At 42.1% G+C, this 12,780-nt stretch carries 16 protein-coding genes; 8 read left to right on the top strand and 8 right to left on the bottom strand.

Annotated features, from left to right (window positions below; genetic code table 11):
* Positions 1–89: 89 nt before the first annotated feature.
* The 6 genes from creD (at position 90) to SNE25_RS31580 (ending at position 5,052) form a co-directional block, all read left to right on the top strand.
* Positions 90–1,439 (top strand): cell envelope integrity protein CreD, encoded by a 1,350-nt coding sequence (creD, locus tag SNE25_RS31605; protein WP_321562994.1) that lies wholly within the window; start codon positions 90–92, stop codon positions 1,437–1,439.
* A gap of 494 nt (positions 1,440–1,933) precedes the next feature.
* Positions 1,934–3,346, top strand: coding sequence for a 23S rRNA (uracil(1939)-C(5))-methyltransferase RlmD (rlmD, locus tag SNE25_RS31600; RefSeq protein WP_321562993.1), 1,413 nt, complete (start codon positions 1,934–1,936; stop codon positions 3,344–3,346).
* 122 nt (positions 3,347–3,468) lie between these two features.
* Positions 3,469–3,864, top strand: a complete 396-nt coding sequence (locus SNE25_RS31595) for a hypothetical protein (RefSeq protein WP_321562992.1) — start codon at positions 3,469–3,471, stop codon at positions 3,862–3,864.
* Between the two features lie 112 nt (positions 3,865–3,976).
* Positions 3,977–4,486, top strand: a complete 510-nt coding sequence (locus tag SNE25_RS31590) for a phosphoribosyltransferase family protein (protein WP_321562991.1) — start codon at positions 3,977–3,979, stop codon at positions 4,484–4,486.
* Between the two features lie 31 nt (positions 4,487–4,517).
* A complete protein-coding gene (locus tag SNE25_RS31585; RefSeq protein ID WP_321562990.1) occupies positions 4,518–4,754 on the top strand; it encodes a hypothetical protein in 237 nt (78 codons plus the stop codon).
* Positions 4,747–5,052 (top strand): type II toxin-antitoxin system RelE/ParE family toxin, encoded by a 306-nt coding sequence (locus tag SNE25_RS31580; protein ID WP_321562989.1) that lies wholly within the window; start codon positions 4,747–4,749, stop codon positions 5,050–5,052. The genes SNE25_RS31585 and SNE25_RS31580 overlap by 8 nt, the downstream gene beginning before the upstream one ends.
* Here the strand turns inward: SNE25_RS31580 and SNE25_RS31575 are convergent.
* Genes SNE25_RS31575 through SNE25_RS31560 form a run of 4 tightly spaced genes read right to left on the bottom strand, consistent with a single transcriptional unit; the run spans position 5,039 to position 8,259 of the window.
* Positions 5,039–5,548: a shikimate kinase gene (locus SNE25_RS31575; protein WP_321562988.1), complete on the bottom strand. Its 510-nt coding sequence runs from the start codon at positions 5,546–5,548 to the stop codon at positions 5,039–5,041. The genes SNE25_RS31580 and SNE25_RS31575 overlap by 14 nt on opposite strands.
* 7 nt (positions 5,549–5,555) lie before the next feature.
* Positions 5,556–6,614 (bottom strand): ABC transporter permease, encoded by a 1,059-nt coding sequence (locus tag SNE25_RS31570; protein WP_321562987.1) that lies wholly within the window; start codon positions 6,612–6,614, stop codon positions 5,556–5,558.
* A 1-nt stretch (position 6,615) separates the two neighbouring features.
* Positions 6,616–7,767, bottom strand: a complete 1,152-nt coding sequence (locus SNE25_RS31565; protein WP_321562986.1) for a BT_3928 family protein — start codon at positions 7,765–7,767, stop codon at positions 6,616–6,618.
* Between the two features lie 9 nt (positions 7,768–7,776).
* Positions 7,777–8,259 (bottom strand): DUF1599 domain-containing protein, encoded by a 483-nt coding sequence (locus tag SNE25_RS31560; RefSeq protein ID WP_321562985.1) that lies wholly within the window; start codon positions 8,257–8,259, stop codon positions 7,777–7,779.
* Positions 8,260–8,422: 163 nt separating this feature from the next.
* On the opposite strand from SNE25_RS31560, the gene folP reads away from it, so the two are divergent.
* Complete coding sequence (gene folP / locus SNE25_RS31555; RefSeq protein ID WP_321562984.1) at positions 8,423–9,292, top strand: dihydropteroate synthase; 870 nt, start codon at positions 8,423–8,425, stop codon at positions 9,290–9,292.
* Positions 9,293–9,469: 177 nt separating this feature from the next.
* Positions 9,470–9,928: a nuclear transport factor 2 family protein gene (locus SNE25_RS31550; RefSeq protein WP_321562983.1), complete on the top strand. Its 459-nt coding sequence runs from the start codon at positions 9,470–9,472 to the stop codon at positions 9,926–9,928.
* Here SNE25_RS31550 and SNE25_RS31545 read toward each other — a convergent pair whose 3' ends face one another.
* The 4 genes from SNE25_RS31545 to SNE25_RS31530 all read right to left on the bottom strand — a co-directional run bounded on the left by SNE25_RS31545 (position 9,929) and on the right by SNE25_RS31530 (position 12,572).
* Positions 9,929–10,474, bottom strand: coding sequence for an NUDIX hydrolase (locus SNE25_RS31545; protein WP_321562982.1), 546 nt, complete (start codon positions 10,472–10,474; stop codon positions 9,929–9,931).
* Between the two features lie 155 nt (positions 10,475–10,629).
* Positions 10,630–11,430: a TPM domain-containing protein gene (locus SNE25_RS31540; protein ID WP_321562981.1), complete on the bottom strand. Its 801-nt coding sequence runs from the start codon at positions 11,428–11,430 to the stop codon at positions 10,630–10,632.
* A gap of 11 nt (positions 11,431–11,441) precedes the next feature.
* Positions 11,442–11,876: a TPM domain-containing protein gene (locus tag SNE25_RS31535; RefSeq protein WP_321562980.1), complete on the bottom strand. Its 435-nt coding sequence runs from the start codon at positions 11,874–11,876 to the stop codon at positions 11,442–11,444.
* Between the two features lie 117 nt (positions 11,877–11,993).
* The gene (locus SNE25_RS31530) at positions 11,994–12,572 is read right to left on the bottom strand and encodes a LemA family protein (protein ID WP_321562979.1); all 579 of its coding nucleotides are present in this window, start codon (positions 12,570–12,572) and stop codon (positions 11,994–11,996) included.
* Positions 12,573–12,780 lie beyond the last annotated feature (208 nt).

Raw genomic sequence — 12,780 nt, 5'->3', positions numbered from 1 at the left:
ACTTTATATTAATTAAAAAAAGGGCTTCTTATAAGCCTTCTTTTTTAATTATAAACTTTGAATCGCAAAGTACTTTATGTGATAAATATATGATTCAGGAAGAACCACAAAAACGCGGACTAATGGATTGGCTCAAGGAGTCGGTAACCATTAAATTAATTTTTATAGGGATATTGACCTTAGTATTGCTTATTCCCTCATCACTTGTTAATAACCTGATTACCGAACGCTCAAACCGACAGGATGAGATGATGGATGATGTGTCTGACAAGTGGTCGGGCAGCCAGGTAATCAAAGGACCGGTACTTATTATTCCTTATAAAAATCAGGTTAAATTTATTGATGCAACACAAAAGGAAAGCACGAAAGAGGTAATTGAAAACCTGTACGTACTGCCCGATAACCTGCATATTAAGGCCGGTTTAACCACGCAAACACTGCATCGCGGTATATTTGATGTTGCCGTTTACAACTCCAGCGTGAAGGTATCGGGTAACTTTTCAAAAGCCGATCTGAATAGTCTTTCCTTAACACCCGACCAGTTATTACTAAACAAAGCCCGGCTCACATTTAGCATAAGCGATTTAAAGGGTTTGAAAAACAATCCCGTTATAAAAGCTGCTGGTCAAACGTTGAGTGCCGAGCCTGTTTTTGATAATAATTCTGTATTTGGAGGTGGACTTCAAACCAATATTGATCTATCGGACACACAAAACAATGAGTTCACATTTGAATACAATCTTGATTTAAAGGGCAGCCAGGGGTTAAGCTTCCTGCATTTAGGCAAAACCACTCAGGTAGAAGCTACCGGAACCTGGAATAGCCCGAGTTTTGATGGCCGTTACCTGCCCGATGAACGTAAAATGGATAGTAATGGCTTTACGGCCAGCTGGCACATGCTGTATTACAACCGGCCTTTTCCGCAGCAATGGATAAATAACGATACCCTGCTCAGTAATGATAAAAAACTGGGTGATGCTGTATTTGGCATAAAACTGCGTTTGCCTGTGGATCAGTATCAAAAAACAATGCGGACCAGTAAATATGCGCTGCTGATCATTATGCTAACCTTTATTTCCTTGTTTTTAACCGAAGTTATCCGCAAGCAAAGGATCCATATATTTAATTACGTGCTGGTTGGTGTGGCCATGATTATTTATTACTCGCTGTTGCTTTCCTTTTCGGAGCAAATGGGCTATAACTGGGCTTACCTGATTGCCTCGGTATCAACCATAGCGCTGGTATCCGTATTCATAGCTTCGTTATTGAAGAATAAAATGGCGGCCTTGCTGTTTGCCTTTATCCTGGCGGTATTCTACGTGTTCATTTTTGTCATCATTCAGCTGGAAGACCTGGCGCTGATGATAGGCAGCATAGCACTGTTTATAATTGTGGGTATCCTGATGTATTTCTCCCGTAAAATAAACTGGGATAAATAATAGAAGCCTCATCCCAACCCTTCTCCAAAGGAGAAGGGCTTTAAATAAATAATATTCTCCAGGTAATCAAAGTCCTCTCTTTGGAGAGGATTTAGGTGAGGTTGCATTTACCAGCCTCACCTAAATGTAAAAATACTTTATACCGATTTGGTTTTTAGTATATTAATTACTATGTTAGCATAGTAAATTTTTTAGCCATGAGCCGCGAACTAACAGAATTTTCAGACCTGATTGATGAGCAGTTTGACATAGCCGACATGGATACAGATGATTTTGTATCATACTTGTTGAGTTTTTTTGAATGACTGCCAGTAGTTACTTTTTTCTCATCGCTTTTTGAGCGACTGGCTATTCTTGTGCTATAAGATTTAAACATAATTTTGTCGTTTTCCGGGTCTTGTCTATTAAATCAGAAACCAGCCATTTGACCATCACTTCTAATTTCTTGATTCTTGTGTCTTAATTCTTGCTTCTTTCCATAACTTTGCAGCCTGATGAATAAAGTTGCTAAACAGAAGTTTTTTGAGGACGTTCGGATCATTGATATTGCCGAAGAAGGTAAGGGTGTAGGTAAAACCGACGATTTTGTATTATTTGTTGATAAAGCCATCCCCGGCGATGTAGCCGATGTGCAGGTTTACAAAAGCAAAAAGAATTTTGGCGAGGGGAAAATAGCCACACTGAAGCAAGCATCTGAATATCGTGTTGAGCCGTTTTGTGAGCATTTCGGTACCTGTGGAGGTTGTAAATGGCAGCACATGGATTACAAAGGCCAACTAAAATTCAAACAAAAATCTGTGGCCGATGCGCTGGGTCGCATCGCTAAAATAGATGTAGGTGATATGATGGATATCGTCCCGTCTCCGGCCGATCGTTACTATCGCAATAAATTGGAGTACACTTTTTCTGATAAACGCTGGCTTTACGATGGCGAAAATAAGGAAGACGTAACGCTTAATATGAACGCGCTGGGTTTCCATATTCCCGGCAGGTTTGATAAAATACTGGATGTAAAGCATTGCTACCTGCAGGCCGAACCATCAAATGATCTGCGTAACAGCATCCGCGATTTTGTTATTGAGCAGGGTTATTCTTTTTATAACCTGCGTAACCATGAGGGCGCCCTGCGTAACCTTATCGTACGGACCTCGTCAACCGGCGAGGTTATGGTTATTGTAGTTTTTGCTTATGTGAGCCAGGAAGAGGTAGATAAACTGATGAACTTCATCGATGCTGGTTTTCCGGAGATCACGTCGCTGCTGTACATTATCAACCAAAAAAAGAACGACACCATATTTGATCAGGATGTTGTAGCCTTTAAAGGCCCCGAATACATTCACGAAGAAATGAACGGCATAAAATTCCGTATCGGGCCAAAATCATTTTACCAGACTAACAGTATCCAGGCCCTGCGCTTATATGAGATAGCCCGTGATTTTGCGGGCTTTAAAGGCGATGAACTGGTGTATGACCTGTACACCGGAGCCGGAACCATAGCCAACTTTATTGCGGGCCACGTACGCGAAGTTGTTGGGGTAGAATATGTGCCAACCGCTATTGAAGATGCCAAAATTAATTCGGCCATTAACAATATTACCAATACCAAATTTTACGCGGGCGACATGAAAGATGTGCTGGTAGCCGATTTTGTAGCCGAGCACGGCAAACCCGATGTAATCGTCACCGATCCGCCGCGTGCGGGTATGCACCCCGACGTGGTGAACTGCCTGATGGAAATTGAAGCTCCCAAAATTGTATATGTAAGCTGCAATGCCGCAACCCAGGCCCGTGATTTGCTGGTATTAAAAGAAAAATACGACACGGTAAAAATCCAGCCGGTTGACATGTTCCCGCATACCCAGCATGTAGAAAATGTGGTGTTGTTGGTACTGAGAGATCAAGGATAGGTGGATTAAAGAGCAAAGACGAAGGATAAAAGAGCAAGACAAAATCCTGAAATCCTTGAATCTGTTAAATCGTGGTTCAGACAAACATCAATAATCAAAAAACAAATCAACGGTCAATATATATGCAACCCGAAGAACTGTTAAACGAAGGAAATGATAATTCAAAAAAGGCAGCGGAAAGTCCGCTGCTGAGTTTGGAGCGCGATCTTAAAATTTTTGGCGAGTCAATTCACGAGGTAGCCATAGAGATTATGATGGAAGGGCTTTCCTCTTACCCTATTTTTATAGCGCACCAGCATGAGTTGAAATTGGGCGAAGTAATACTTGACCGGAACGATCTTAATTCTGAATGGAGCATACACGCATCAACCCTTGAGGAGTTTGAGGAGCGCGGCGTTATTAAACCCGAGCTTAAAGATAGGTTCATTAACAGCTACAAAAACCCAAACGATTATATGTGCGTTTTTGTGGTGGTACCCGAGGGGGCCAATTTTGTTTATTTTCCGTATAAGAAGTAGTTATTGGAAGATTGAAACGTTTTAATGTTGGAAGGTTAACTTGTATATTTACCATATCAATTTACTAAAATTACAACGTTGAACTTTGCAACGTTAAAACAAAGGTCGCCCGATGTCTGAAAAGAAACTCCTGATATTAAACCAGCAGCAGATACAACAAAAAATTGACCGTATTGCTTACCAGATATTGGAAGATAATTTCGACGAGCAGGAAATTCTGATAGCAGGCATATTACCCCGCGGTAACCATATTGCCGAGAGGATCAAAGCAGTTTTAGATAATATTGCGCCTTTTTCCAGCAAGCTGTTAACCATCGAGCTTGAAAAACAAAGCAGTACTTTACAAGCCAATATTAATTTTGATGTAAGGGATTGTGACAATAAGGTAGTTATCCTGGTAGATGATGTGCTGAACAGTGGTAAAACCCTGGCCTATGGCTTTGGTGTTTTTCTGGATGTGCCGCTTAAAAAGCTACGTACCGCTGTACTGATTGACCGTAACCATAAAAGTTTTCCTATTACTACAGATTTTGCGGGAGTAGCCCTATCCACCGTGATAAAAGAGCACGTAGACGTTGTGTTCGGCGAAGCTGGCGAAGAAGACGCTGTTTATTTGAGGTAGAATCGTTAAATTTGATTATATACTTTCAATCATGTCTATAGCTGAAATTAAAAAAACGAAATCAAATTTGATTGCCTGGATTGAGCAGCTTTCTGATTCAAATATGCTGATGGTTCTTGATGGATTGAGAAATGCTAAATCAGATAAGGATTGGTGGTCGGATCTGTCCGAAAAGCAAAAACAACATATCAATGAAGGTATTGATGATGCGGAAAATGGACGGGTAATTTCATCTTCCGAGTTCTGGACTAAGTTAAAAGATGCCTGAAAACGTTTTATTTAGCATTCTTTATACTAAACGTTCGGATGCAGACGCCATAACTATAAAAAACTACCTTCTTTATAAGTTTACACAAAAAGAGGTTGATAAATTTTATAATCTATTGCGAATTTTCGAAAACGTAGTAGCGGTGTTTCCAGAGCTTTATCCGCAAAGCTCTAAAGGTAAAAATATTCACAGAGCGGTTTTAAGTAAACAACTATCAGTCTTCTATAAGATCAGCGGTGATAAAATTTATGTATTAGCCATATTAGATAATCATATGGATTACACTAAATGGCCGTAATCCCCAAAGCCTCCTCCAGTTTCTCAACAGACATATCAATGCCTTCAACAATATTGCTGGCCTGTAAATAATAACTTTCGCGCTCGGCCAATTTACCGGTAATAAATTCAACCAGCTCATCACCTTTTTTGCCTTGCAGTACCGGGCGTACGGTTTTACTGTTTTCCAATCGGTCGGCCAGGGTTTTGGGTGATAACTTAATGTACAAGGTTTTGCCGTTTGCGTTCATCCATCCCATGTGATCAAAAAAGCAGGGTAGGCCACCGCCGGTTGATACTACCACGTTTTCCGGGTATTCGGTCTGTTTCAATACATCCGATTCCAGTTTGCGGAACGCGTCTTCTCCAAAACTCGAAAAATATTCGGCAATACTCATGCCCGCCTTGGCCTCAAGCACATGGTCAAGGTCAATAAATTCGTAACCTAATTTGGCAGCCAGTTTGCGGCTCCAGGTGGTTTTACCACAGCCCATAAAACCGACTAAAAAATACTTCATAATAATATCAGCTTAATTTTACCCGCGGATCAATCCAAACATAAATAATATCGATCAAAATACTGATCACCACAAAAATAAAAGCGATGAAAAGGATAGAGCCCATCACCACCGGAAAGTCCGACAGTTCCAGCGCGTCAACCGTTGCCTTGCCCAGGCCGTTATACCCAAAAATATATTCTACAAAAAATGACCCGGCCAATAATGATGCAAACCAGTTGGCAATGGCAGTGATAACGGGATTCAAAGCATTTTTTAGCGCGTGCCGGTAAATAATGGTGTTGCTACCCAGACCCTTTGCCCTGGCGGTGCGTATATAATCCTGCCCCAGAACATCAAGCATGGCATTGCGGGTGAGCTGTACAATAATAGCCAGCGGCCGTAACCCCAAAGTGATCATAGGCAGTATTAAATTCCTGATCGTGATCACTTCGCCTTTAAATGGGTCATAACTATATAAGCTGCCCGACATATTGAGCCCGGTGTATTTGCTTAATTCAAAACCGAATATCCATGCAATAATAATCCCCGCGAAAAATGATGGCGCCGATATGCCCAGTGTTGAAAAGCTGATGGCTAGCTTATCTATCCAGCTATCTTTATGTATGGCGCTCAATACGCCCAAAAACACACCTATTATAATGGCAAATATCATGGATGTAGTAGCGAGAACCAATGTATTGGGGATAACGCCCATAAGCAGGCCTGCCACATCTTTTCTTGTTTGGTACGAGCGGCGTAGGTACGGCCATTTTAATGCTACAACTTTGGCATTACTTACAGCAAACAGCTTTATATAATGATATCGCTGCTGTTCATCGGCAGTATTTAAATGGATACCTACTGGCGAAAGATCATTAAGATAATAGGCAAATTGCACGGGAAGCGGCTTGTCCAATCCAAACTCCTTACGTACGGCCTGCAATGATTGCACATCAGCACGCTGGCCCTGGGTCATACGGGCAGGGTCAACAGGTAAAATATTGAACAGGAAAAAAACCACCAGCACAACACCCAGCATTACCGCCAGTCCGTAAAATAATTTGCGGATGAGGTAGCGGATCATGTTATTGCTTTTGGAAATAGGTTTTTACCAGTTGATCATAAGTAGGCACCGAATGGTAATGCCATTTATTAATTATGGTGCCGTTTTTAATGAGCAAAACACCTGGGTTGGCCCGTACCATGCTTTTCAGTGGAACGCCATCTGCATAAAAAATTTCCGTAACCAGTTTATGTGTTTTGGCGAAATCATTTGAGCTTTGCGCCGAATTGGAAGTAAGCAATATGGTGCGTATATTATAATTTTCGGTAGCGTTTATAGCCAGCGCGTTTAAGCGGTTCATGGCTTCGCTATTAGTCTTATCAAGATCATAAGCTACAATAACCAGGCTGTAAAACGGACTGGAGAGCAACTCTTTAGTATAATCATTCCCTTGCCCATCCTGTATCGACAGGTCGCGTATTTTAGGTTCAAAACCTTTTTTAACAAGCACGCTTTCCGGGTTGCCCACAACCTCCCAGTTAGCATCTTTCCAGATGTTTGTTTTAAGGTATTCCTTATCGTTCATTACCTTGGTTTCGCCCGTTTTTTTGTTCTTGAGATTGTAGGTAACTTCAAAAACATCCAGCGGTGCACCGGCAGGTATTTTCATTTCGTCCAGGATATTGGCTCCTACCTTGTAAGGCAAAAAATCAATAATGGGCATAAAGTTATAGGTGTAAATTCCAAATCCGATTGATACTATAGCAGCACCTATAAGCCATTTATCGCCGGCTTTAGGTTTAAACAGTGGTTTTATTTTGGTGCGGTTAACAAATAATACCAATACGAGCACCAGTAAAATCATGTCCTTACTGAATGATTGCCACGGCGTAAGCGGAATAGCATCGCCAAAGCAGCCGCAGGTTTGCACCACTTTAAAAAAGGCCGAGTAAAAAGTTAAAAAGCCAAAAAAGATGATAAGCAGCAATAGGCCCCAGGCTACTTTTATGGCACGTACGCCTATCAGCAAGGCAAAACCCAAAAGCATTTCGAGCGCGCACAGTAATATAGCTATGCTTAAGGCAAAGCCGTTCAAGAACATGATATGGAAAACCTCAAAATATTCTTCCAGTTTATAAGAGAAACCCAGGGGGTCATTAGCCTTAATCAGGCCCGAAAAAATAAACAGCAGGCCAACCGTTATTCTGCAAAACCAAATGAGGCTGTTCTTCATTTAAGTAGTTTATTGTACTCCAAGTTTAATTAAGGCAAATACCGAATAATTCAGCATGTCCTGATAATTGGCCTTTACCCCTTCCGATGCTTCGGTAAGGCCCTGGTTGTCTTCAATTTGCTTAACACGCAGTAGTTTCATCAATATCAGATCGGTTAATGAGCTGATACGCATGTCGCGCCAGGCTTCGCCGTAGTCATGGTTTTTGGCAAACATGAGGTCCTTAGTTTCCTTTACCTTTTCATCAAATAGCCCTTCTACATGATCGGGTGCAAGTTCGGCAGGGGTATCGGCGCTGCATTCCAGCTGCATCATGGCTATTACGCAGTAGTTTACTATCCCAATATATTCTCCGGTGATGTCTTCGCCTACTTTTGATATCTTTTTTTCTTCGAGGGTGCGTATGCGCTGAGCTTTAATAAATATCTGATCTGTAATAGATTGCGGACGTAATATACGCCAGGCGGTTCCATAATCGCGGGTCTTTTTCATGAAAAGGCCCTTACATATATTAATTACTGCGTCGTATTCTGCTGATGTATTAGCCAAAAGTTGAAATATTTGAATGTTGAAATGTTTGAATGTTGGGTTTTCGCCAATGTTTGCAAAGTTAAACTAACTTTACAACATTTAAACTTGCAACATTAAAACTCACTTGGCTAAAGATACATTTTTTCATAAAAAAGTTACCCTAAACGCAGGCGGTAAACTTATTGATTTATCGTCCCCGAAAGTTATGGGGATCATTAATCTTACCCCCGACTCTTTTTATGCGGGTAGCCGCAAGCCTGCTGTTGACGAAGCCCTGCAGCAAGCCGGGAAAATGCTGGATGAAGGCGCCACTTTTTTAGATATCGGCGCTTATTCATCGCGCCCGGGCGCAACGGATATTTCCATTGCCGAAGAAACTGATCGGTTACTTCCTGTTGTAGAGGCTGTTGTGACGACGTTTCCTAATGCGGTGCTTTCTGTTGATACTTTCAGGGCGCAGGTTGCGGAAGCCGCGGTTAAGGCCGGGGCGTATATTATTAATGATATATCGGGCGGGCAACTGGATGCGGATATGTTTGCAACTATAGCCCGTTTGCAGGTGCCGTATATTTTAATGCATATGAAAGGTAATCCGCAGAATATGAACCAATTGGCGCAATATGACGATGTTTTTACCGAGGTGCTTGATTATTTTGTGTGTAAATATCAGCAGCTTAAGCAGTTGGGTATTCATGATGTGATCATTGACCCCGGCTTTGGTTTTGCCAAGAAACCCGAACATAGCTATGCTCTCATGAACCGACTGCAGGAGTTTGATATATTCGGTTTGCCCATGCTGGCCGGTGTATCCCGCAAAAGAATGATCTACGGTTTGTTGGGCACTACCGCTGCCGAAGCCCTTAATGGTACCACCGTGCTGAACACCATTAGCCTGATGAAAGGCGCTCATATTTTAAGGGTTCATGATGTAAAGGAAGCTGTGGAGGCCGTAAAGATTTACGAAACGGTGGTAAACTCAGGCAAAACTTTTTAAAGATTTTTTTTAACAATAAACTGGTTAAAAAGCGATATAAAATGGTTGTTATCTGTTCAAAAAGCGCCCGAAAATATGCGAAAGTGATGAATTTTAACACTTATTTATAAATTTTGCCGCGCTTAAAAAGTTCTGGGTAAATTGATTAGGGTAAACTGATTTAACCCCCTCATCATCATGAAAAATTTACTCCTTATCATTTTTGTTTTATTGTTGTCAGTCCGGGCGTTTGCACAACAAACCGACAGGGATGCCATAAAGCAAACAGTCAATACCATGTTTGATGCCATGCGCAAGTCCGACAGTGCCATGCCGCGTTCTACCTTTGCAAAGGGCATCGTTTTTCAGACGGTGGCTAATGAGAAAGACGGGTCGGTAGTTTTGGAAACCGATAACCCTGATGAGTTTATAAAAGCAGTGGGTACCCCTCACAACGGTGTGTGGGACGAGCTTATATCCATTACCGATATTAAAATTGACGGCGAACTTGCCAGCGTTTGGGCACCATATAAATTTTATTTAGACGATAAATTCAGTCACTGTGGCGTTGATGTTTTTCAGTTAATGAAAACCGGCGGCGGATGGAAGATTATTTATGTTGTAGATACCCGCCGGAAAGACAATTGCCCGAAGTAATTACATCACCCCCAGCTTCACCATACCATAAAATAGGCCGGCGCAGTGCATGGCCTGTACTACTTTATTTTCCAGCAGCAGTTGTTTTACCTCGGGAATGGTATATTCCTCTACTATCAGCTCTTCATGGTCGTCAAGTGATTGCTCCTGTACTTTTTTGCCGCCTTTGGCCAGGTAAGTAAAAGTTTGGTTATTAGCAGTTGAGGGGTTGCCGTAAACAGTGCAAAGCAGTTCAAAATCATCAAACCGGTAGCCGGTTTCTTCCAGCAGTTCACGGCGCAGGCCTTCAATAGGCGACTCGTCGCCATCTATAACTCCGCCGGGGATTTCTAACGATATAATGCCCGCGGCATGGCGGTATTGCTTTACCATCAGCACTTTGTTGTCTTCGGTGATGGCAACGGCGTTAACCCAATTGCTGTACTCTAATACGTAATAATCTTCTACAATACGCCCATCAGGCATTTCACAGCGGTCGGTACGGAGGGTGGCCCAGGGGCCTTTATGTATATAGGTGGATGAAAGTAATTTCCAGGTAAGATCCATTTTAAATTATTGAATTACTGAGTTATTGAATTATTGAGGTGGTGGAGGTAATTATTGAGTTATTGAATTAGCGATTGAGGAGAGATTAATTATTGAATTATTAATTAGAAGAACGCCTAATCAATAATTCAATAAATCATTAATTTAATAACGGCTTACCAGCTGCCGCCGGAGCCGCCACCGCCAAAGTCGCCTCCGCCAAAACCGCCGAAGCCCCCGCCGCTATCACCACCACTGTCTCTGCCGCCACCGCTAAAGCCGCCCCAGCCGCCTCCGCCACTGCCCCGACCAAGCATGTTGCCGGCTAAAAACCACCAGAACGGACTGGCGCCACCACGGCTGCCAATAATCTGGCGACCGCCGCCACCTCCACGGTTGCGGAAAACGATGATGACGATCACTACGATAATAATGAATACGATCAGGATGCTGCCGCCCGGGCTGTCGCCTTTTCGCTGTGGCTTTTTATCGGCCTTGTACTCACCTTTGGTATATTTAATAATCTGATCGATACCGGCGTTGAGGCCGCCGTAGTAATCGCCCTGTTTAAAACGCGGGTTAATATCATTCACCCTTATTTGCTGGGTAATAATATCAGGCAGGGCGCCTTCGGCGCCATAACCGGTTTGTATGGTAAGTTTACGGTCGCCAAGGGCAACTAATATCAGTATACCGTTGTTTTTTCCTTTTTGCCCTATGCCCCATTTGCGGCCCAGCGCAGCGCCATACTCATTAATGTCATAGTTGCCTACCGATTTGAGCATTACCACCGCTATTTGGGTTGACGTAGAATCATTAAAGGCAACCAGTTTATTTTCCAGCTTTTGCTTATCATCTGCCGATAGCGTATGGGTATAGTCGGTAACCAGCGTGGTTGAGCGTTCCGGAAAATCCTGTGCAAACACCACAAAGGCGCATAGCAGCAGGCTAAAGAACAATATTATTTTTTTGAACATGAGTTTAAAGATTAATCACCGTCCATAAAGGCGATGTCATCGGATAATTCGTTGTCGTTATCCTGCGAATGAGGAAAATACTTTTGCAATTGTTCGCCGGCAATTTTTAAGCCAGTAACAATTCCCTCCACAATATCGCCATACTTAAAATGTTTCAGCATATCTTCCTTGGTGTTATCCCAAAAATTATCCGGCACCACTTTATTGATACCCGCATCACCAATAATGGCAAATTTCCTGTCGACAGTGGCTACATAAATAAGCACGCCATGACGCAGTTTGGTTTTGTGCATGTTAAGTTGATAAAAATATTTGGCCGCCCGGTCAAGCACATCCTCGCTGCATTTTTTTTCAATACATACCCTGATCTCGCCTGAGCTCCGTTTCTCAGCTTCCTCAATGGCTTTCTGAATGCGCTGCTGTTCTTCTTCGTTAAATACTGCCATTTTTAATTAGTGAATTATTGAATTAATGATTTAGTGAGTTTTTAGATGTTGGATTATTGATTTCGCTGACCTGATGAGTGTTTGAAATCAATAATCCAACAAATCATTAACCATTCATTAAAACTGAACTTTGGGTGCTTTATCAGATCCGGGCTCGGCGGTGAAGTATCCTTTTTCGCTAAAGCCGAACATTTTTGCTGTTATATTGGCCGGGAATGAACGAATTTTGGTATTAAATTCCTGAACAGAAGTATTAAAATCCTGACGGGCCACCTGTATGCGGTTTTCTGTACCTTCAATCTGAGCCTGTAAACCCAGGAAGTTTTCGTTGGTTTTTAAGTTAGGATAGTTTTCGGTAACAACCAGCAACCTGCCCAATGCCGAACTTAACTCGCCCTGTGCTGCCTGGAAGGCCTTGATAGATTCAGGTGTTAGCTTGGTCGGGTCAACTTGAACGGCTGTTGCCTTGGCACGTGCTTCAACAACGGCGGTTAGGGTGCTCTTTTCAAAATTAGCGGCACCTTTAACGGTATTAACGAGGTTAGGTATCAAATCGCTGCGGCGTTGGTACTGGCTCTGCACGGCGGCCCACTTGGTTTTTACGTTCTCGTCCATTTTAACCATGCTGTTATAACTGCATGAGCTTAATGACATAGCCGCGGTTATAATGAGTATTACTGAGAGTAGCTTTTTCATTTAATTATGCTTTTTTTGATATGTGTTTTCAGTTTTAGATTACAAAAGGTGTACCGTTGTTACAACAGCCAATAGTTATGACAACATGTCAAGATACACACCTCTAAAGATAATTAAAAGATTTAAGCTGCAAGCGGTTATTGTTGCTACTTAATATAAACGTGAAGATTTATGTAAAGCTTTAAGAAATAAGCGATAAACCGGCTAT

The organism is Mucilaginibacter sabulilitoris, from assembly GCF_034262375.1.
GTDB classification, from domain to species: Bacteria; Bacteroidota; Bacteroidia; order Sphingobacteriales; family Sphingobacteriaceae; genus Mucilaginibacter; species Mucilaginibacter sabulilitoris.
This window is presented reverse-complemented; position numbering and strand designations above follow the sequence as displayed.